Origin of the sequence: Pseudomonas cichorii (assembly GCF_018343775.1) — a bacterium.
Taxonomy (GTDB): Bacteria; Pseudomonadota; Gammaproteobacteria; order Pseudomonadales; family Pseudomonadaceae; genus Aquipseudomonas; species Aquipseudomonas cichorii.
In genome coordinates this window covers 2,527,471-2,547,285 of sequence record NZ_CP074349.1, presented here as the reverse complement: position 1 = coordinate 2,547,285, position 19,815 = coordinate 2,527,471, and the positions used below count along the sequence as shown (strand labels likewise).

General features: G+C 60.0%; 15 protein-coding genes and 2 riboswitches. Of the genes, 7 read left to right on the top strand and 8 right to left on the bottom strand.

Annotation, left to right across the window (positions count from 1 at the left end; all coding sequences use genetic code 11):
• Positions 1-282 precede the first annotated feature (282 nt).
• Positions 283-549 carry a hypothetical protein gene (locus tag KGD89_RS11265; protein ID WP_025259885.1) on the top strand — a complete coding sequence of 89 codons (267 nt, stop codon included), beginning with the start codon at positions 283-285 and terminating at the stop codon, positions 547-549.
• A gap of 42 nt (positions 550-591) precedes the next feature.
• On the opposite strand, the gene KGD89_RS11260 is transcribed toward KGD89_RS11265, so the two are convergent.
• Genes KGD89_RS11260 through cobW form a run of 4 tightly spaced genes read right to left on the bottom strand, consistent with a single transcriptional unit; the run spans position 592 to position 7,105 of the window.
• A complete protein-coding gene (locus tag KGD89_RS11260) occupies positions 592-1,200 on the bottom strand; it encodes a vWA domain-containing protein (RefSeq protein WP_025259884.1) in 609 nt (202 codons plus the stop codon).
• A 53-nt stretch (positions 1,201-1,253) separates the two neighbouring features.
• On the bottom strand, positions 1,254-2,264 hold the full coding sequence (locus KGD89_RS11255; RefSeq protein ID WP_038400349.1) for an ATP-binding protein: 1,011 nt from the start codon (positions 2,262-2,264) through the stop codon (positions 1,254-1,256).
• Positions 2,265-2,272: 8 nt separating this feature from the next.
• Entirely contained in the window at positions 2,273-6,037 is a 3,765-nt protein-coding gene (gene cobN, locus KGD89_RS11250; protein WP_025259882.1) for a cobaltochelatase subunit CobN, read from the bottom strand.
• A gap of 3 nt (positions 6,038-6,040) precedes the next feature.
• Entirely contained in the window at positions 6,041-7,105 is a 1,065-nt protein-coding gene (gene cobW / locus KGD89_RS11245; protein ID WP_025259881.1) for a cobalamin biosynthesis protein CobW, read from the bottom strand.
• A gap of 108 nt (positions 7,106-7,213) precedes the next feature.
• A riboswitch (cobalamin riboswitch) is annotated at positions 7,214-7,415 on the bottom strand.
• 57 nt (positions 7,416-7,472) lie between these two features.
• Positions 7,473-7,687, top strand: a riboswitch (cobalamin riboswitch).
• Positions 7,688-7,782: 95 nt separating this feature from the next.
• Here cobW and KGD89_RS11240 point away from each other — a divergent pair.
• The 4 genes from KGD89_RS11240 to cobM are packed head-to-tail and all read left to right on the top strand — an operon-like array spanning position 7,783 to position 9,887.
• Positions 7,783-7,968 (top strand): CbtB domain-containing protein, encoded by a 186-nt coding sequence (locus KGD89_RS11240; RefSeq protein ID WP_025259880.1) that lies wholly within the window; start codon positions 7,783-7,785, stop codon positions 7,966-7,968.
• Between the two features lie 11 nt (positions 7,969-7,979).
• Complete coding sequence (locus KGD89_RS11235) at positions 7,980-8,684, top strand: CbtA family protein (protein ID WP_025259879.1); 705 nt, start codon at positions 7,980-7,982, stop codon at positions 8,682-8,684.
• Complete coding sequence (locus KGD89_RS11230; RefSeq protein ID WP_025259878.1) at positions 8,665-9,126, top strand: cobalamin biosynthesis protein; 462 nt, start codon at positions 8,665-8,667, stop codon at positions 9,124-9,126. The genes KGD89_RS11235 and KGD89_RS11230 overlap by 20 nt, the downstream gene beginning before the upstream one ends.
• 14 nt (positions 9,127-9,140) lie before the next feature.
• Positions 9,141-9,887 carry a precorrin-4 C(11)-methyltransferase gene (gene cobM, locus KGD89_RS11225; protein ID WP_025259877.1) on the top strand — a complete coding sequence of 249 codons (747 nt, stop codon included), beginning with the start codon at positions 9,141-9,143 and terminating at the stop codon, positions 9,885-9,887.
• Between the two features lie 73 nt (positions 9,888-9,960).
• On the opposite strand, the gene nfuA is transcribed toward cobM, so the two are convergent.
• The 3 genes from nfuA to KGD89_RS11210 all read right to left on the bottom strand — a co-directional run bounded on the left by nfuA (position 9,961) and on the right by KGD89_RS11210 (position 14,117).
• Positions 9,961-10,554 carry a Fe-S biogenesis protein NfuA gene (nfuA, locus tag KGD89_RS11220; RefSeq protein ID WP_025259876.1) on the bottom strand — a complete coding sequence of 198 codons (594 nt, stop codon included), beginning with the start codon at positions 10,552-10,554 and terminating at the stop codon, positions 9,961-9,963.
• 69 nt (positions 10,555-10,623) lie between these two features.
• A complete protein-coding gene (locus KGD89_RS11215; RefSeq protein WP_025259875.1) occupies positions 10,624-11,646 on the bottom strand; it encodes an acyltransferase family protein in 1,023 nt (340 codons plus the stop codon).
• A 167-nt stretch (positions 11,647-11,813) separates the two neighbouring features.
• Positions 11,814-14,117 (bottom strand): fatty acid cis/trans isomerase, encoded by a 2,304-nt coding sequence (locus KGD89_RS11210; protein WP_038399822.1) that lies wholly within the window; start codon positions 14,115-14,117, stop codon positions 11,814-11,816.
• Between the two features lie 153 nt (positions 14,118-14,270).
• Here KGD89_RS11210 and metH point away from each other — a divergent pair, with 153 nt between their 5' ends.
• Together metH and KGD89_RS11200 are read left to right on the top strand one after the other, a co-directional pair.
• On the top strand, positions 14,271-17,990 hold the full coding sequence (gene metH, locus KGD89_RS11205; RefSeq protein ID WP_025259873.1) for a methionine synthase: 3,720 nt from the start codon (positions 14,271-14,273) through the stop codon (positions 17,988-17,990).
• Between the two features lie 105 nt (positions 17,991-18,095).
• On the top strand, positions 18,096-18,332 hold the full coding sequence (locus tag KGD89_RS11200) for a DUF2970 domain-containing protein (protein WP_025259872.1): 237 nt from the start codon (positions 18,096-18,098) through the stop codon (positions 18,330-18,332).
• On the opposite strand, the gene KGD89_RS11195 is transcribed toward KGD89_RS11200, so the two are convergent.
• On the bottom strand, positions 18,314-19,417 hold the full coding sequence (locus KGD89_RS11195) for an ABC transporter substrate-binding protein (RefSeq protein ID WP_038399820.1): 1,104 nt from the start codon (positions 19,415-19,417) through the stop codon (positions 18,314-18,316). The genes KGD89_RS11200 and KGD89_RS11195 overlap by 19 nt on opposite strands.
• Positions 19,418-19,815: the final 398 nt, after the last annotated feature.

Here is a 19,815-nt window from a genome sequence, read left to right as displayed (position 1 = left end):
ATTTGACACACCCTTGTACCGTTTAAATATATCGCTCATAACGAAAAGTAATTAAACAGGTTGTAACGTTTTGAGAGTCAGAAAATTCTGCCGGTCATTGAACCGAACACCGTAAAAGTTGCCTCAGATCAAGCCGAATACGGCACGGATGTAAAAAAATTTAAAATATCCGGCAAGCGGTGTGACTCACCCCACCCTGTTCGGCATCAACACAGGTAACCAGCCGAACGGTAAAGCCCGCCGACGTGCCTGGACTGATATGGGCATTTTGAGGAATTGAAAATGAACGCCCCACTGCGCTTCAACGATGCACTTCTGATCGCTGGAAACGCTTTTGCACCTTTCCAGTGTGTTGCCTGGGCAGCCCAGGCCGGAAGCGGAGAACTGAGCCTTACAGTGATCGACCGCACCTGCGCACGTATCGGTCATAAACAAATCCCGAGCAGCGCTTACTCCGACCCAGCGCAACTTGCCAGTGTTCTGAAAGAAGCTCGCGAAGAAATCAGCAATGAAGGTTACAGCCTTCAGCCGTGGACCATGCCGGCCTGATAGGGTGATCCTTATCGCGAATGAATGCGCTCCGGAGCGCATTCATTCGCGAAGCTCTTCAAGATGCCGGTAACCGGCTCCCAGCCTTAGCGCCAGTTCCCGCGCCCGGCCCAGCCGGATAGGCCCTTTCTCGATATCGATCAGCAGACTCTCGCAGTCGAACCCTGAACACGGCGGCATATCCTTGACCCGGCCATCGGTGAGGATCAGCACACGCAAATGTTCAGCGGGATAACGCTGGTGTCGCATTTTCAACCAGTCTTTTGCCTGCTCGATGGCTGCGAACAACGGCGTTCCTCCGCCCGCCCCCAACGCATCCAGCCATGGCCGTAATGCCGCCGAAGCCTTGAGGCCTTGATGTTTCCACTGGGGAACATTGCCGCTGGCAGTCAGCAGCGCCAGTCTGGCACGACGGCGATAGGCCTCGTCGAAGATCTGAGCCAGCACGCCCTTGGCCTGACTGAGCGCCTGATGACGACGTGTCGAGGCCGAGGCATCAACAATGACCAGCAACAACTCGGTCGACCGACTGCTGCGAGGCTGGCGTACCAGATCGTGGCGGCTTTGTGGACGACCACGCAACAGCGTCGGCAGCCAGGCAATCGCACCATCGATGCCTGAACGCGCTGCACCATGACGCCCGGAAGTCAGGCTGCCAGGACGGGGACTGGCATCCGCCCCCTTTGCCGAACGAGGGCGGATGCCTAGGGCTTTTTTGGCCAGCTCGGCACTTCGCGGCGCGCACCGGTGGGCACAGGCCGGGCAGGCAATTCCCCCCAGTTGCCCTGCCCGTTCTGAGGCTGAGGTTCCTGAGGTGTGCCCTGGCTGGGCGCTGGCGGTTCTGGATTCTGTGCCGAGGGCGCAGGATCGCGACGCCGATGACGCAAGGCAAACTCGGCCACCGCGTCGATATCCTGCTCTTCGATCTCACTGGCACCACGCCATGCAGCATGGGCTCGCGCAGCACGCAGCCAGACCAGATCAGCGCGCATGCCATCGACACCTGCCGCAAAACAGCGCTCCGTCACAAGCCCCAGCGAACGATCATCAAGCTCGATGGCAGACAACAGCGCACGGGCCTGCTCGCAACGTTGCTGCAAAGCCTGCTGCTGACCTTGCCACGCCAGACAAAAAGCCTGGGGGTCGGCATCGAAATCCAGACGACGGCGGATGATCTGGCTGCGCTCGGTCGGCAACGTCTGCCCACTCAGGGCCACATTCAAACCGAAACGGTCCAGCAGTTGCGGACGCAACTCGCCCTCTTCAGGATTCATGGTGCCGATCAGCACGAAGCGCGCCGCATGACGGTGGGAAATGCCATCGCGCTCCACCAGATTGGTGCCACTGGCAGCAACATCCAGCAGCAGATCTACCAGATGATCGGCCAGCAGGTTGACCTCATCCACATACAGCACGCCACCGTCTGCCTTGGCCAGTACGCCGGGGGAAAACTGCGCACGACCTTCGGACAGCGCCGCATCCAGATCCAGGGTGCCGACCAGCCGCTCTTCGGTAGCGCCCAACGGCAAGGTGACAAACTGACCGCTGGCCAGCAAGTCCGCCAGCCCACGGGCCAGGGTCGACTTGGCCATGCCACGCGGCCCTTCGATCAGTACACCGCCGATTTTCGGGTCGATGGCCGTCAGGCACAGCGCCAGCTTCAAGTCCTCGGCGCCGACCACTGCTGCCAGGGGAAAATGCGGGGTATCGGTCATGCTTGTCATCAGCTCTCTTCTATGTCCAGCAACAGGTCTTCCAGCGCTTCACGATAGTCACCCGGCTCCTGCCAGAGGCCGCGCTGCTGGGCTTCGAGCATACGCTCGGTCATGTCGCGCAGGGCATCGGGGTTGTGCTCGCGGATGAAGTCGCGGGTCGACGGATCAAGCAGGTAGGCATCGGCCAGCAGTGCATATTGGTGGTCGTCGATCAGTTCAGTGGTGGCATCGAACGCAAACAGAAAGTCCACGGTCGCAGCCATTTCGAACGCACCTTTATAGCCATGACGCTTGACGCCTTCGATCCACTTCGGATTGGCCGCACGACTGCGGACCACCCGGTTCAGTTCTTCCTTGAGGGTGCGAATCCTGGGTAGATCCGGCTGGCTGTTGTCGCCATGGTAACTGGCGGTTTTCTGGCCGCTCAGGCTTTCGGCGGCCGCCAGCATGCCACCCTGAAACTGGTAGTAATCGTTGGAATCCAGCAGGTCATGCTCGCGGTTATCCTGATTCTGCAACACCGCCTGAACCTGCGTCAGCCGATGCGCGAACTGCTGGCGAGCCGGCGTGCCTTCATCAGCCGCGCCGTAGGCATAGCCGCCCCAGTTCAGATAGACCTCGGCCAGATCGTCGCGGCTCTGCCACAGACGTCCGTCGATGGCACCCTGCACACCCGCGCCATAGGCGCCGGGCTTGGCGCCGAAAATGCGCCAACCCGCCTGACGCGCCGCTTCGTCTTCGCTCAGCCCGGACTCCTGAAAGCTGCGGCGCTCTTCACGGACACGGGCCGCCAGCGGATTCTGATCGTCCGGCTCATCCAGAGCAGCAACGGCCTGCACAGCGGCATCAAACAGGCGGATCAGGTTGGCAAAGGCATCACGGAAGAACCCGGATACTCGCAAGGTCACATCCACACGAGGCCGGTCCAGCAGGCTCAGGGGCAGAATCTCGAAATCATCGACCCGCTGGCTACCCGTCGCCCAGACCGGACGCACGCCCATCAGGGCCATGGCCTGGGCAATATCGTCGCCACCGGTGCGCATGGTGGCCGTGCCCCAGACCGACAGGCCGAGCTGGCGCAAGTGGTCGCCATGATCCTGAAGATGGCGCTCCAGCAACAGGTTGGCCGATTGAAAACCGATTCGCCAGGCCGTGGTAGTCGGCAGGTTGCGCACATCCACGGTAAAGAAGTTGCGGCCCGTGGGCAGCACGTCCAGCCGCCCGCGACTCGGCGCACCGCTCGGGCCGGCTGGCACGAATCGGCCACTCAGGGCATCCAGCAGACCGCGCATCTCTTCGGGACCGCAGGCATCCAGACGCGGGGCGACCACATTGCGAAGGCTTTCGAGAACCAGTGTCAGTTCAGGATGATCCGGCAGATCGTCAATCGCCTCTTCGTTCACGATGCGTTCGATCAGAATCGCGGCATACAGCTCAAGCCGCTCCCGGGTATCGCCCGTGGTGCGCCATGGGTCGTCACTCACTACCAGCAAGACGGACGGACGCGGACCGTTCCAGGGCTCGGCCAGCTCGCAATCCAGCGGGTCGAAATCCAGCGCCAGAGCCTTGGCCAGCACCCGCAGCACACTCGACTGCGCACCACGGCCATCGCCACGGGGAATGCGCAGCAGTGCCAGCAGCGTGTCGATACGCAGACGGCCTTGGGGGGATTGACCGAAAACATGCAGGCCATCGCGGATCTGCGACTCCTTCAAGTCACACAGATAGGTGTCCAGACGCGGCAGCCAGATTGCGGCGTCGGCGTCGCTGTCGATGGCGTCGTCCAGCGCCAGTTCACGGTCAATACGGGTTTCACGCACCAGCTTGAGAATGTCCCGTTGCAGTTCCTGCGCCCGGCGCGGGTCGAGCAGTTGCGCCTCGTAGTATTCGTCAGCCAGCCGCTCAAGATTGCGCAGCGGGCCGTAGGTTTCGGCACGGGTCAGGGGCGGCATCAGGTGGTCGATGATGACCGCCTGGGTACGGCGCTTGGCCTGGGCACCCTCGCCTGGATCGTTGACGATAAACGGGTAGATATTCGGCATCGCGCCCAGCACTGCATCAGGCCAGCAGTCTTGAGACAGACCGACGCCCTTGCCCGGCAGCCACTCCAGGTTGCCATGCTTGCCCACATGCAGCACCGCATGAGCGCCATACGCCTTGCGCAGCCAGAAGTAGAACGCGAGATAACCGTGAGGCGGCACCAGATCGGGGTCGTGATAGACCGCACTGGGGTCCACCTGATAACCACGGGCAGGCTGAATGCCGACAAAGGTCAGGCTAAAGCGGATACCGGCAATCATCATCCGCCCGCTGCGGAACATCGGGTCGTTCTGTGGCGCGCCCCAGCGTGCATTTACCGCATCGCGACTGGCCTGGGGCAAGTCATCGAAGGCATCAAGGTACTCGTCCAGCGCCATGCTTTGCTGGCAAGGACGCAGGTCGATGCTGTCCAGATCGTTGGTGACGCCACCCAGCAATTGCTGAATCAGCGCGGTGCCGCTTTCGGGCAACGGTGCCAGCGGATAGCCCTCGTCCTGCATGGCGCGCAGTATATTCAGCGCCGCTGCAGGTGTGTCGAGCCCTACCCCGTTGCCGATCCGGCCATCGCGGGTCGGGTAGTTGGCCAGGATCAGCGCTACCCGCTTGCTGGCATTGGGCAGTAGCGCCAGTTCGATCCAGCGTCGTGCCAGTTGCGCGACGAAGTCCATGCGCTCGGGATGGGCGCGATAGCACACCACGTCCGACTGGCTGCGCTCGCTGCGCCAAGCCAGATCCTTGAAGCTGATGGGCCGGCTGATGATCCGCCCGTCCAGTTCCGGCAAGGCAATGTGCATCGCCAGATCCCGCGCCCCAAGACCTTGCTCGCTGGCCTGCCAGGCGGGCTGGTTGTCCTGAGCGCAGATGGCCTGGATCACGGGCACATTGCGGCGAAACGGTCGCAGATGCGGCGCTTCCGGGCTGGACTGGGCAAAGCCCGTGGTATTGAGGATCAGCCCGGCTTCGACTTCATCCAGCCAGTCCTCGACCATGGTCAGGCAACCCGGCTCCTTGAGACTGGCCAGCGCAATCGGCAAGGGATTGAGCCCTTGAGCCTGCAAGCGCTCGCAGAACACATCGATGAAACCGGTATTGGCCGCCTGCAAGTGGGAGCGGTAGAACAGCAGCGCAACCACCGGATGCCCCGGTATCCAGTCTGCCTGCCAGTCCGGCAGCGTGGCCGTCGCTTTGCGCGGATGATAGATGGCCGTGCGTGGCAGTGGCTGAGGCTCGGCCCATGGGTAATCGCGCTCAAGCCAGCTGCTGGCCATGCAACGATAAAGATCCAGCGCATTCTGCAAGCCGCCCTGGCGCAAGAACTGCCATAGCCGGTCACGCTCCTCGGCAGGCACAGTGCTCAGATCGCTCAGCTCTGGATCGGGACGATCATCCCCCGGCACCAGAATCACCTGCACACCACGAGCTGCCAGCTCCATCAAGCGCTCGACACCGTAGCGCCAGTAGCCAATGCCGCCATGCAGGGAAATCAGAATGACCCTGGCGTGGCGCAACACCTCATCGACGTACAAGTCCACCGAGGCGTGATTCTGCACCTGCATCGGATTGGCCAGACGCAGGCTCGGGTAGTCGTCGGGCAGTTGCTGAGCGGCTTCGGCCAGTAACGCCAGGCTCGAATCGCCGCTGCAGAGAATCACCAGCTCGGCCGGCGTCTGTCCCAGGTCGGCAATGCTGTCGTCGGGTACGAAACCGCCCGGCTGGGTTCTCAGTAAATGCATGGATCAGCCAGCAATCGCAGCATTGAGTTGCGCTTCCAGCGCCACGGCATCCAGCTCCTGGCCGATCAGCACCAGATTGGTGATGCGCTCCTCATCGGCACGCCAGGCGCGGTCGAAATGCTTGTCGAAGCGTGTGCCCACGCCCTGGATCAGCAGGCGCATCGGCTTGCCTGGAATCGCGGCGAAACCTTTGACCCGCAGAATGCCGTGCTTGACCACCAGTTGCGTCAGGGCATCGAGCAGCACGCTTTCGTCGGCCTGTGGCAGTTTGATGGAAATCGAATCGAAAGCATCGTGATCGTGGTCGTCATGATCTTCATCGTCGTGATGGTCATGGTGAGTCTTGCGACCATCGATGTGCAGTTCCGACTCGGCACCGATGCCCAGCAACACGTTGATTGGCAGACGGCCACTGCTGGCTTCGATGACCTTGACCGCTGGCGGCAGTTCTTCGGCGACTTCGGCACGTACCGCCGCCAGGCCTTCGGCGTCGATCATGTCGGCCTTGTTGAGGATCACCAGATCAGCGCTGGCCAGCTGGTCAGCGAACAGTTCATGTAGCGGGGATTCGTGGTCAAGGTTCGGGTCGAGCTTGCGCTGGGCGTCCACTTGATCCGGGAAAGCCGCGAAAGTACCTGCTGCAACGGCCGGGCTGTCGACCACTGTTATGACCGCATCGACGGTGCAGGCGTTGCGGATTTCCGGCCACTGGAAAGCCTGGACCAGCGGTTTTGGCAACGCCAGACCCGAGGTTTCGATAAGGATGTGGTCCAGGTCGGCGCGACGCGACACCAGTTCGCGCATCACCGGGAAGAACTCTTCCTGCACCGTGCAGCACAGGCAACCGTTGGCCAGCTCATACACCCGGCCAACAGCTTCCTCTTCGCTGCAACCGATGGTGCATTGCTTGAGGATTTCGCCGTCGATGCCCAGCTCGCCGAACTCGTTGACGATCACCGCGATACGACGCCCTTCGGCGTTATCGAGCATGTGCCGCAACAAGGTGGTTTTACCCGAGCCCAGGAAGCCGGTAACGATGGTGACGGGAAGTTTGGCCAGTGTTTTCATCGGATGCCCTTTGGCAATACGGCGGGCAAGCAGGACGAGATCCGTGCACTGCGCACGGATCGATTCGCCACCGGATCACCCCGCCCGGTTGTAGTGAGAATTCGTGGGCCTGTGGCCCGGTTCGAGGCAGGTCTCCTGGCTTACGGCGGCGTGTCGGCAGGACAGGCATTCATCGCGCCTTCCCGCTCGCGCAGTGGCCATGCAATGAAATCACCGTTTACAGTTGCGGGGGCAGCTGCGGCTTGAACCGCATTCCCGTCTTAGCCCGACCTTTTGCACAAGGTCGAGAACCTCAAGTGCGCAAGGCTACGCAGAGGTCGAAGGCAGGTCAATCGTTCAGATTGACGTTCACGGGCCGCCATGCTCTCCTACACAACTTGTTACGGGTGCCCCTCACGGGGTGAAACGGGAAACCGGTGCGCTCATTTGTCCATGAGTCAGTCCGGTGCTGCCCCCGCAACGGTAAGCGAGAGAGGATCAGAACCACTGTGCCACGGCATGGGAAGGTGATCCTGAAGGCGTCGAGGCTGAATATCGACACCCCTCGCGAGCCCGGAGACCGGCCCGATACTGACTCAATGACACACCCGCGGTGGGCGGGCGCAGTTGAAGCCTTCTGACCTCCGTCAGCAGGTTCCTGTGCGCATGCCCGCCTGTCGAAACCAGAGGGAAGCGCCATGTCCACCATCAGCAGCAGCCAGTCGAGCACCACCACGTCCACCCAGGCCCAACGCCTGACCGCCGCCATCAGCGCTGCGATTCTGGGCGCCTGCCTGGTGTACTTCGCCGGTTTCTCGCACATTGCCGCCGTTCACAACGCGGCCCACGACACCCGCCACAGCGCCGCCTTCCCTTGCCATTGAGACCTGACGCCATGTTCAAGCGAATCATTCAGACGGCAGGTTTCAGCGGTCTGCTGGCGGCATTGCTGCTGACCCTGCTGCAAAGCTTTTGGGTTTCGCCCCTGATTCTTCAGGCCGAAACCTTTGAAAAGGCACCCGCCGAACACGTGCATGAACATGACCACGCCGATGCTTCCGCCGCAGGGCACAGCCACGACGAAGAAGCCTGGGAGCCGGAAGACGGCTGGCAGCGTATTCTCTCCACGACCGGCGGCAATCTGGTGGTCGCGGTAGGTTTTGCCTTGATGCTGGTGGCGCTCTACACGCTACGCGCACCGGGTCGCACCTCTCAGGGCGCATTGTGGGGGCTGGCCGGTTTTGCGGTCTTCGTCCTGGCGCCGACACTGGGCCTGCCACCGGAATTGCCGGGGACAGCGGCTGCCGACCTGAACCTGCGCCAGTACTGGTGGATCGGGACTGCGGCCTCAACGGCGGCGGGTCTGGCCTTGATCGCTTTCGGCCAGAACTGGCTGCTCAAGGTGCTGGGCGCGGCTATTTTGGTTGTGCCGCATCTGATTGGCGCGCCACAGCCATTGACTCATGAGAGCCTGGCTCCCGAAGCTCTGGAATCGCAGTTCATCCTGGCTTCGTTGCTGACCAACGCATTGTTCTGGGTCGCTCTGGGCCTGATCAGCGCCTGGCTGTTCCGTCGCAACAATGCCGACCTGCACGCCTGATCACGGCACCGGGCAATCCGGCCCTGCCCTTGTGGCAGGCCTGGGTTGCCAGCGCGGCTGCCCGGCAGCGAGCCTGCTGGAACTGATCGAAAGCAGCCTGAAAGCCCACGACCTGGAAATCGGGGCCATCACTGCCCTCGCCTCCATCGACCTCAAGCAGGACGAACCGGGCTTGCTGGAATTGGCCAAACAGCTGTCCGTTCCGCTGATATTCTTCAGCGCGTCACAACTGGCAGAATACGAACCGCAACTGACCCACCGCTCGCCAAAGGCGTTCCAGCACACGGGCTGTCACGGGGTTGCCGAAAGCGCAGCGCTGGCACTGGCCAGCCAATTGGGCAAAAGCCCGGTAACACTGGTGATCCAACGCCAGAAAAACGCCCGGGCAACCTTTGCCCTGGCAAGCAGTGTCGATAATACGCCGCTCATTAATACCGCTTGACTCAGGAGATTCCATTGACCGTCTTTTTCATCGGCGCAGGCCCTGGCGATCCGGACCTGATCACCGTCAAGGGGCAGCGACTGATCCATAGCTGTCCGGTCATCATTTATGCTGGCTCACTGGTGCCAGTGGCAGTGCTGGATGGCAATCGTGCCGTTCAGGTGGTCAACAGTGCCAAGTTGCACCTGGAACAGATCATCTCCTTGATGAAATCCGCTCATGAACAGGGCCGGGATGTGGCCAGGATTCACTCCGGCGACCCAAGCCTGTATGGCGCGATTGGCGAACAGATTCGCCGCCTGCGTGAGCTGGGCATTCCCTTTGAAATCATCCCCGGCGTAACGGCCACGGCGGCCTGCGCAGCCTTGCTGGGCACCGAACTGACACTGCCGGACATTTCCCAGAGCGTGATCCTGACCCGCTACGCCGACAAGACGTCGATGCCGGCAGGCGAAGAGCTGACAAGCCTGGCCCAGCATCGCACCACCATGGCCATTCACCTGGGGGTCAACAATCTGCAGAAAATCGTGGAAGAACTGATACCGCATTACGGCGCGGACTGCCCGATAGCAGTGGTCCATCGCGCAAGCTGGCCGGATCAGGACTGGGTTATAGGCACCCTGGCCGACATTCACGACAAGGTACTGGAGAAGGGATTCAAACGTACGGCACTGATTCTGGTCGGTCGTGTACTGGCTGACGATACGTTTGGCGAGTCATCGCTGTATCGCGCCGGGCATGCACATTTGTTCAGGCCCTGATGATGTTCGCGAATGAATTCGCTCCCACGGCAGGAGCGAATTTATTCGCGAATGGACGCGCGAAGAAAACGACTCAGTAATAAGCGTTTTCTTTCTGCGTATGGTCAGTCACATCACGCACACCCGACAGCTCAGGGATACGCTCCAGCAAGGTACGCTCGATACCTTCCTTCAAGGTCACATCGGCCTGGCCGCAACCCTGGCAACCACCGCCGAACTGCAGGACGGCGATATTGCGCTCTTCTTCCTCGATCACGTCGATCAGGGTCACCTGACCGCCGTGGCTGGCGAGCCCCGGGTTGATCTCGGTTTGCAGGTAATAGTTGATGCGCTCGTTGATCGGGCTGTCGGCATTGACCATCGGCACTTTGGCGTTTGGTGCCTTGATGGTCAGTTGGCCGCCCATGCGATCAGTGGCGTAATCGACCACGGCGTCATCCAGAAAGGCTTCGCTGAAACCATCGATCCAGGCCGTGAAGCTCTTGAGGCCAATGGCCTTGTCTTCAGGTTTTTCTTCGCCCGGCTTGCAGTAGGCAATGCAGGTTTCAGCGTACTGAGTGCCAGGCTGGGTGATAAACACGCGGATGCCGATACCTGGAGTGTTCTGCTTTTCCAGCAGATCGGCCAGATAATCGTGGGCAGCATCGGTAATAGTGATAGCGGTCATGAACGTTCCTCGCAGACTTGCCGGCAGTTTACGCCAATCGGATGCGCATACAAAGTCCTAGTGTTTTTGTCAGGAAAGCGCAACGACGCCTCTTCCTTCCTGACGAGCATCCAGACTGCGACGCATCCGGTGATACAAGCCCTTCTCGATCCACTCGTAACTGCACCATGCTCCAATGGCGATGATCGGCACGCAGAAGGCAAATACCAGATACGGGTTCAAGGCAAAGCGCTGAGCCATGAGCAGGCCACCGTAAAGCACCAGCACATGCAGCAGATAGACCGAATAGGAACAATCGCCCAGGGTTTTGAGCAAGCGGTTGCCGCGCAAGTAGGGTTCAAGGGAGATGGCGCAGAACACGATCAATGCGCTTGGCAGCCCCCAGTTCAACAGGCGCTGCTCGTTGGTCAGGTGATGAATCACCAGCATGGCAGCCACTATCCCCGCCAATGGCATCCACAACCCTTCCTTGATCCAGCCACGACGATAGAGCATGCCGATGCCGATCCCCAACAGGAACTCGTAGACAATGTCGTTACCGTAGAACCGGCTGATCAAGCCGCTGCGAGCCAGAATTTCGGTCACGGCAAAGAGTGCTGCCGCGATGATCAAGGGCCTATGGCGCTGCTCGAACAGAAACACCATGGAGAACAGTACGTAAAACAGCATCTCGTAGTTCAGGGTCCAGCCGACGTTCAACGTGGGATACAGGCCGTAACCGCCGGGGTTTTCCGAGGGAATGAAAAACAGCGAAAGCAGGAAGTTCTGCCAGCCGATCACCTGATGAGGCAACCAGGGAGCCGCAACCAGCAGCAACAACCCCATGGCGGCGGTGTACAGCCAGTAGGCAGGAACGATACGGATCAGACGGTGCAGGATGAAACGCCCGGCGGGCATGTCGCTGTTATGGGTCGAGAGGTAGATCACCAGCCCGCTGATGACAAAAAAGATATCGACGCCCACTGCGCCCTTTGAAACAAAGAATTCGCCAACGGGACCGCTGGCCTTGAAATCGAAAAAAATCTGCATGAAGTGATGACACACAACAACCCACGCGGCGAAAGCCCGTAAAGCCTGAACCGAAATCAACATCCACAAAACCTCTTGTCACCTGCCTTTTCAACCAAGCCCGACACTCGAAGGGAGCCGGACGCGCATGGGGTCGGACAGTGAGATGACAAAAAAGATCAGGAAAATCCTGCTTCGTTCAGGAAACAGTAGTGGCCGCAGGCCACGATTTACGTGACCTGCAACGACTCCTAGAGGTTTTCGTAGCGGTTCATATCCAGCACACCACCCTCTCGCGGCTCGGTCTCCTGAATATAGCGATTGATGTCGTGGAAGTAGGTCCAGAACAACGGATGAGTACGCCTGACGCCCCAGCGCTCCACGATTTTCTCAAACCCGGCCTGATCCTTGACCTGTTGCATGGCATCGACGAAAGCGGGTACTTCGCCAGCCGGTATGTTGAATATGAAGTTCGGATAGCTGCTGAGCACGCCCGGGTAAATGGTCAGGGTGTCCAGACCCGGTTGATAGCGATAGGACTCACCCAACAGGAAGGCCACGTTACTGTGGGCACGGTTGCGCAGCATGCTGTACATCATGCGTTTGCCACTGGCGTCTTCCACGCGCAACATGGTCGCTTCGGGCAACTGATCGATAACCTTGAGGCCCGCAGCAGGCCGTGAAACCAGTCGACTGAGGGATTGCTCTGCCTGGGCAAAAACGGGGCCTATACCAGGCCGTGAGCAATAGGCGCCCTGGCAGCGGTTGATCGGGTCCGGCGCGGCATTGAGCGTGCCGGAGCGCTGAATCAACTGACGTGCGAAGTCCTGACGAGGATGATGCCCATCGAGCCTCAGGCCGCTGGCCGTATCGTCATCGATACGCTGGTAGTCCAGCCACATCTTGAACTTGCCGGAGTCCTGATACAGGTCGCCCAGCATCTTCTCGCGCTTGTCGGCCGGCATCAGTCGCAGGAAGTTGATTTCTGCGCCATTGCGAATCAGGTCGAAATAAAGCCGGGTCTGGGCCTGATGGGAAATGTTGCCGTAAACGTCGAAGTTCACCGCCAGTTGATAATAGGTGCGCTCCAGCAGCGGATAGTCGAATAACCACAGCGAATGCGGCACATCGCCAATCAGCCCTTTGGTCACCGAGGCGCTGTCGAAATGGCGGAAGACCGTCAGCAGCGAGTTATCGTTGCCGGCCCACAGCGTCGACCAGCTCGGTGGCGTCATGCTGGCGTAGCTGTCGCGACGCAGGTCTTCATAGGCGTTGCGGCGGTCCCGGTAGGAAAGCCACAAACTCAGAATACTGCCGACCTGATCGTTCTGCCCCGGCATGGCCAGCAAAGGCGTAGCCTGCCCACGATACTGGGCATCGGTGATGTAACGATCATGCCCCGGCTCCTGGAACAGCACCCAGAAATGGTCGCGGATCACGTCGGTCGCAATCTGACCACGGCAAACCGGCCCGCGGATGAAGGTGCGTACGAAGTATTCGGCGTTATCAAGCATGAACTGATAACGCGCCTGCGCCGGAATCGCCTCGAAGGTCAGAAACGGATTGGCACGATGCCCCGGGCCGTAGCCCGGCATTGCATTCACGCTCCAGTTAGAGCTGTAAAACAGTTCCTTGACCCGTTTGAGCTTCTGGGGGCTCATCGGGTAAGTGATATGGGTCTTGTGAACGATCACGCCCTGGACGGGAATCAACCGGTAATAGAAGTCATTGCCCGGATCGTCGTTGGGGCGCCGGGTGGCAATCAGATCCACAGGCTTGCCGCTCGGGGTGCGCGAGCGAACCCACTGGAAGAAATGCCCGGTATCGCCGCCTTCAAAATAGACGTGTGCCAGAAACAGGTGCTCGTACAGCCAGCGACCCACCAGCGCTTCTCTGGAGCCCCGACGATTGAGCAAGGCTTCCCATTCGGCAATCTGCGCCGCTTCGGCGACATTGGGCATGATGGGCTGTTGCTCCACCGGCGCACCAGCAGCCAGCCAGCGTTGCAGGGTCTGATACTCGGCATCGCTCAGCCCGGCCACTGCCAGCGGCATGCCACCGGTGGGATGCGCCTGGGCATAGGCCGGGAACTCGCCCGGCAGCGGGCAGAGGTTTTCCCGGTTCAAACCCAGCACGATATCGTCGGGGATCTTGCTGTTGGGAGGCAATGGCGCACTGTGGCCCAACTCCAGCATGCGTGCCATCAGGGAAGCCTGGCTGCCTTGGGCATCGAGCACCGAATAGAAGTCCTTGCGCCGCCAGGCATCAGTGCCGCTGGCGTCGTAAAACAAACGGGTTGGCGTCATCGCAGCGCTGCGCTCGCCCTGATAGACCGGCGTCTTGTTGGCCCCGCGACTCATGCCTTCGCCGCTGCCCAGGTTCAACTGACAAGGGGCGTCGTTACAGGCATGGCAGGCCACGCACTTCTGGGTCAGGATCGGCTGGATATCCCGCACATAGGAAATATTCGGCACAGGTGATGCAGGCACCCCCTGAGCCTGGACAGCGCAGCACCACAACAGCAACACGAGACTTGGCAACGAGCGGTACGGCATATCCGGGGCCTTGAAAGGAAAAAACGCGCAATTCTACAGCGGATAGCGGGCGCCAACATGAGCTATTTTCATGCAAAGCCGCCACCAACACCAAAAGCGCTCCGGTTTGGTATTATCTCGACCTTTCTGTATCGACCTTTCCAAGGTAATCCCATGTCTGACCGCAGCGCCCGCCATCAAGCCTTTCTCAACGCTCTGAAACAGAGGATCCTGATCCTCGATGGCGGCATGGGCACCATGATCCAGAGCTACAGGCTCGAGGAAGAGGATTACCGTGGCAAACGCTTCGCCGACTGGCCAAGCGATGTCAAAGGCAACAACGATCTGCTGGTCCTGACACGTCCCGATGTCATCGGTGCCATCGAGAAGGCTTATCTGGATGCTGGCGCAGACATCCTGGAAACCAACACCTTCAACGCCACCCAGGTTTCCCAGGCCGATTACGGCATGGAAGCGCTGGTCTACGAGCTGAACGTAGAAGGTGCACGTCTGGCGCGCAAGGTCGCCGACGCAAAAACCCTCGAAACCCCGGACAGGCCACGCTTTGTCGCTGGCGTGCTCGGCCCGACCAGCCGCACCTGCTCGCTGTCGCCGGACGTGAACAACCCCGGCTACCGCAACGTGACCTTCGACGAACTGGTCGAAAACTACACCGAAGCCACTCGCGGCCTGATCGAAGGCGGCGCCGACCTGATCCTGATCGAAACCATCTTCGACACCCTCAACGCCAAGGCAGCGATCTTTGCCGTGCAAGGCGTCTTCGAGGAAATAGGCTTCGAGCTGCCGATCATGATTTCCGGCACCATCACCGATGCGTCGGGTCGCACCCTGTCGGGCCAGACCACCGAAGCCTTCTGGAACTCGATCAGCCACGCCAAGCCGATTTCCGTCGGCCTGAACTGCGCTCTGGGTGCCAGCGACCTGCGTCCTTATCTGCAGGAACTGTCCACCAAGGCCAACACCCACGTTTCCGCGCACCCGAACGCCGGACTGCCCAACGCCTTCGGCGAATACGACGAACTGCCCAGCCAGACAGCAAAAATCATCGAGGAATTCGCCCAGAGCGGCTTCCTGAACATCGTCGGCGGCTGCTGCGGCACCACGCCTGCGCACATCAAGGCAATTGCCGAAGCCGTATCGGGCTACGCGCCGCGCCAGATCCCGGATATTCCGAAGGCCTGCCGCCTGTCGGGCCTTGAGCCGTTCACCATCGATCGTCAGTCGCTGTTCGTCAACGTCGGCGAGCGCACTAACATCACCGGCTCCGCCCGCTTCGCCCGCCTGATCCGTGAAGACAACTACACCGAAGCCCTGGAAGTCGCCCTGCAGCAGGTCGAAGCCGGCGCTCAGGTGATCGACATCAACATGGACGAAGGGATGCTGGACTCGAAGAAGGCCATGGTGACCTTCCTCAACCTGATCGCAGGCGAGCCGGACATCTCCCGTGTGCCGATCATGATCGACTCCTCCAAGTGGGACGTGATCGAAGCCGGCCTCAAATGCATCCAGGGCAAGGGCATCGTCAACTCCATCAGCATGAAGGAAGGCGTCGAGCAGTTCATCCACCATGCAAAACTCTGCAAGCGCTATGGCGCGGCAGTGGTAGTCATGGCGTTCGACGAGGCCGGTCAGGCCGACACCGAAGCGCGCAAGAAGGAAATCTGCAAGCGCTCTTACGACATCCTGGTCAACGAAGTGGGCTTCCCGCCGGAAGACATCATCTTCGACCCGAACATCTTCGCCATCGCCACCGGCATCGAAGAACACAACAACTACGCCGTAGACTTCATCAACGCCTGTGCCTATATCCGTGACGAACTGCCCTACGCTCTGACGTCCGGCGGTGTTTCCAACGTATCGTTCTCGTTCCGCGGCAACAACCCGGTGCGCGAAGCGATTCACTCGGTGTTCCTGCTGCATGCGATCCGCAACGGCCTGAGCATGGGTATCGTCAACGCCGGCCAGCTGGAAATCTACGACCAGATCCCCACCGAGTTGCGCGACCGGGTCGAAGACGTGGTGCTCAATCGCACCCCCGAAGGCACCGATGCACTGCTGGCCATTGCCGACAGCTTCAAGGGCGACGGCAGCGTAAAAGAAGCCGAAACCGAAGAGTGGCGCACCTGGCCGGTGAACCAGCGCCTGGAACATGCGCTGGTCAAGGGCATCACGACCCATATCGTCGAAGACACCGAAGAGTCACGCCAGTCCTTCTCGCGCCCGATCGAAGTGATCGAAGGCCCGCTGATGTCCGGCATGAACGTGGTGGGCGATCTGTTCGGCTCCGGGAAAATGTTCCTGCCCCAGGTGGTGAAATCCGCCCGCGTGATGAAACAGGCCGTAGCGCACCTGATCCCGTTCATCGAACTGGAAAAAGGCGACAAGCCCGAAGCCAAGGGCAAGATCCTGATGGCCACGGTCAAGGGCGACGTGCACGACATCGGAAAGAACATCGTCGGCGTGGTACTGGGCTGCAACGGCTATGACATCGTTGACCTGGGCGTCATGGTGCCTGCCGAGAAGATCCTGCAAGTAGCCCGCGACGAGAAGTGCGACATCATCGGCCTGTCCGGCCTGATTACCCCGTCGCTGGATGAAATGGTCCATGTTGCCCGGGAAATGCAGCGCCAGGATTTCCACCTGCCCCTGATGATCGGCGGCGCCACCACTTCCAAGGCCCACACCGCCGTCAAGATCGAGCCCAAGTACAGCAATGACGCCGTGATCTATGTCACGGACGCCTCACGTGCCGTGGGTGTTGCCACCCAGTTACTGTCCAAGGAACTGAAAGCCGGCTTTATCGAAAAGACTCGCCGCGAGTACGTTGAAGTCCGCGAACGCACCTCGGCCCGCAGCGCTCGCACCGAACGCCTGAGCTATGGCGCGGCCGTGGCGAAAAAGCCGCAGTTCGACTGGAGCAGCTACGAGCCGGCCAAACCAACCTTCACCGGCACCCGCATTCTTGAAGATATCGACCTGGACGTGCTGGCCGAATACATCGACTGGACGCCATTCTTCATCTCCTGGGACCTGGCCGGCAAATACCCGCGCATCCTCACCGACGAAGTGGTGGGTGAGGCTGCGACCACGCTGTTTGCCGATGCCCAGCAGATGCTGCGCAAGCTCATCGACGAGAAACTCATCAGCGCCCGTGCGGTATTCGGTTTCTGGCCTGCCAACCAGGTCAATGACGATGACCTGGAAGTCTACGGCGAAGACGGTCAGCCACTGGCGAAACTGCATCACCTGCGCCAGCAGATCATCAAGACCGATGGCAAACCGAACTTCTCCCTGGCCGACTTCGTGGCGCCCAAGGACAGCGGCATCACCGACTATGTAGGTGGCTTCATCACCACCGCAGGCATTGGTGCCGAAGAAGTGGCCAAGGCCTATCAGGACAACGGCGACGACTACAACTCGATCATGGTCAAGGCTTTGGCCGACCGCCTGGCCGAAGCCTGCGCCGAATGGCTGCACCAGCAGGTGCGCAAGGAATATTGGGGTTACGCCAAGGACGAGCACCTGGACAACGAAGCGCTCATCAAAGAGCAATACGTGGGTATCCGGCCTGCTCCTGGATATCCGGCCTGCCCGGATCACACCGAGAAAAGCACCCTGTTCGCCCTGCTCGACCCGCTGCCTGAAGGCACGCCGATCCATACTCCAGGCAAAAGCGGCGTGTTCCTCACCGAGCACTACGCCATGTTCCCGGCAGCCGCCGTCAGTGGCTGGTACTTCGCACACCCGCAGGCGCAATACTTCGCCGTGGGCAAGATCGACAAGGATCAGGTCGAAAGCTACACCGCTCGCAAAGGTCAGGACCTCAGCGTGACCGAGCGCTGGCTGGCGCCCAACCTGGGTTACGACGAGTAATTCGTCGCCTGCCGCCTTTCCATGGACGCATCGTCGCTCATGGAAAGGCGACGCTGGCTATGCTGCAAGTGACCCGATCACTCGAATGCCGGTCAGCGAGGGCTTATGGGCGATCCATCCGATGACTCGCCAAAAGACCAGGGCAAACCGCCAACCTTCTGGCAAATGCTGCACAGCATCATGGCGGCAGCCTTTGGCGTGCAAAGCAACAGGAATCGCCAGCGCGACTTCACCCACGGCAAGCCGGCCCACTTCCTGCTGCTGGGCCTGCTGTTTACGGTTTTCTTCGCCCTGACCCTGTTCGGTATCGTGCAACTGGTGCTTTATTTCGCCTCGGGATGAACCAGCGGCAGCATGTTTTTCAGGGCAAACGGCGAATCATCGCCCAGCGGCTCACGACTGAATGCCTGTTTGTCCAGGTAGTAGCGCTCGACTTTCGCCGCCTCCAGAAAACGCATGGCATCATGTCGCTCGACCAGCTCCAGCACGCGGACACAACGGTCGCCGATTCGCTTGCGGGTCTTTGCGTCAGCCATCTCATAGTCATTCAACAGAAGCATCGCCCAGCCGCCAATGGTGAAATGCCCTGTCGCTACCACGCTCAGATGACCACTCAACTGTGCCTGCAATGAAATCTTCGTGCCGTTAATGGCACTGAAAAGGATGTCCTTGCCCGGCTCCCCGCCACGCTCGCGCAAGGCGTCGATGGCACCGAAAGCCATCTGCTCGTTGGCAGACCAGATCAGGCGAATATCCGGGTAACGCTTGAGCAATACACGCGCCTGTTCCTGCGCCCGGTCCCGACGCCAGCCACCCAGCACGATCTGGCGCAGATGAACCTGAGGAAACTCGGTAAGCGCACGGCGCATTCCGCGCTCTCGCTCCAGGGAAACCGGCGTGGAGTTGGTTCCGGAAAACGCCAGCATCTCGATGGGCTTACCCGTGTTGAGCCCGGGATAAAGGCTGATCAGCCGCTTTGCCGTCAGATAGCCGCCCTCCTCGTCATTACCGATCAGGCTGCCAAGGAAATTGGGGTATCGCGTAGGAAGATCACCGAGAATCCGGACCTGATCCTCGGTCAGCGTGTTGTTGACGGCCAGCAGCTTGACGCCACTGCCCTCGGAAAGACGCAACACCTGAGGTGCCACGTTCAGCTCATTGGAAAACACCAGATAGTCGGGACGTTCGCCATTGCCCTGCAGCGCTTCTCGCGCCATGGACAGCAATTTCCGGGTATCGCGATCGGTGTACAACACCTTGAGCGACATGCCGGTTCCTTCGGCAGCCGACTGCATGACACGGGCATAGCTTTGCCAGTAGCCATCGTCCGCAAAGCCCGGGCTTAGAAAAACGACTGAAGCGGCCAGAAGCGAACCGCTCCATGTGCTGGCAAGAATGATCAGGCAGCGACAGATAAAACCATTCATATTCACAAAGCCTTGGAGCAACCAAGCAATGAATGGTTATCGGCCGTCCTCTGCAAATACTGGAGAACTGCGCAATCGACCTTCCAGAAAGTCAGGCGGCGGCTATTGCCCGCTGACCCAGAAAACAGCAGCGCCTACTACCAATAGAATGATGAAAGAAATAGCCCAGGCATCCACATGACTATCGGACCGGGTGGTCTTCGGGTGCTTGCTCATCGCATCGCCTCTTGTCGGTTTTATAGGTGATTGCATATGAAAAAATCAGGTCGCGCCCTCATCAGGCATCGATAGGCACTGAGTAAAGTCGATAATTTCCCACACGGCAAGCAAGGTCATAGGGCCAGCGGATTTTGCTTATCGCTTTTAACGATTTGCATATATATAAACATCACTTTTAC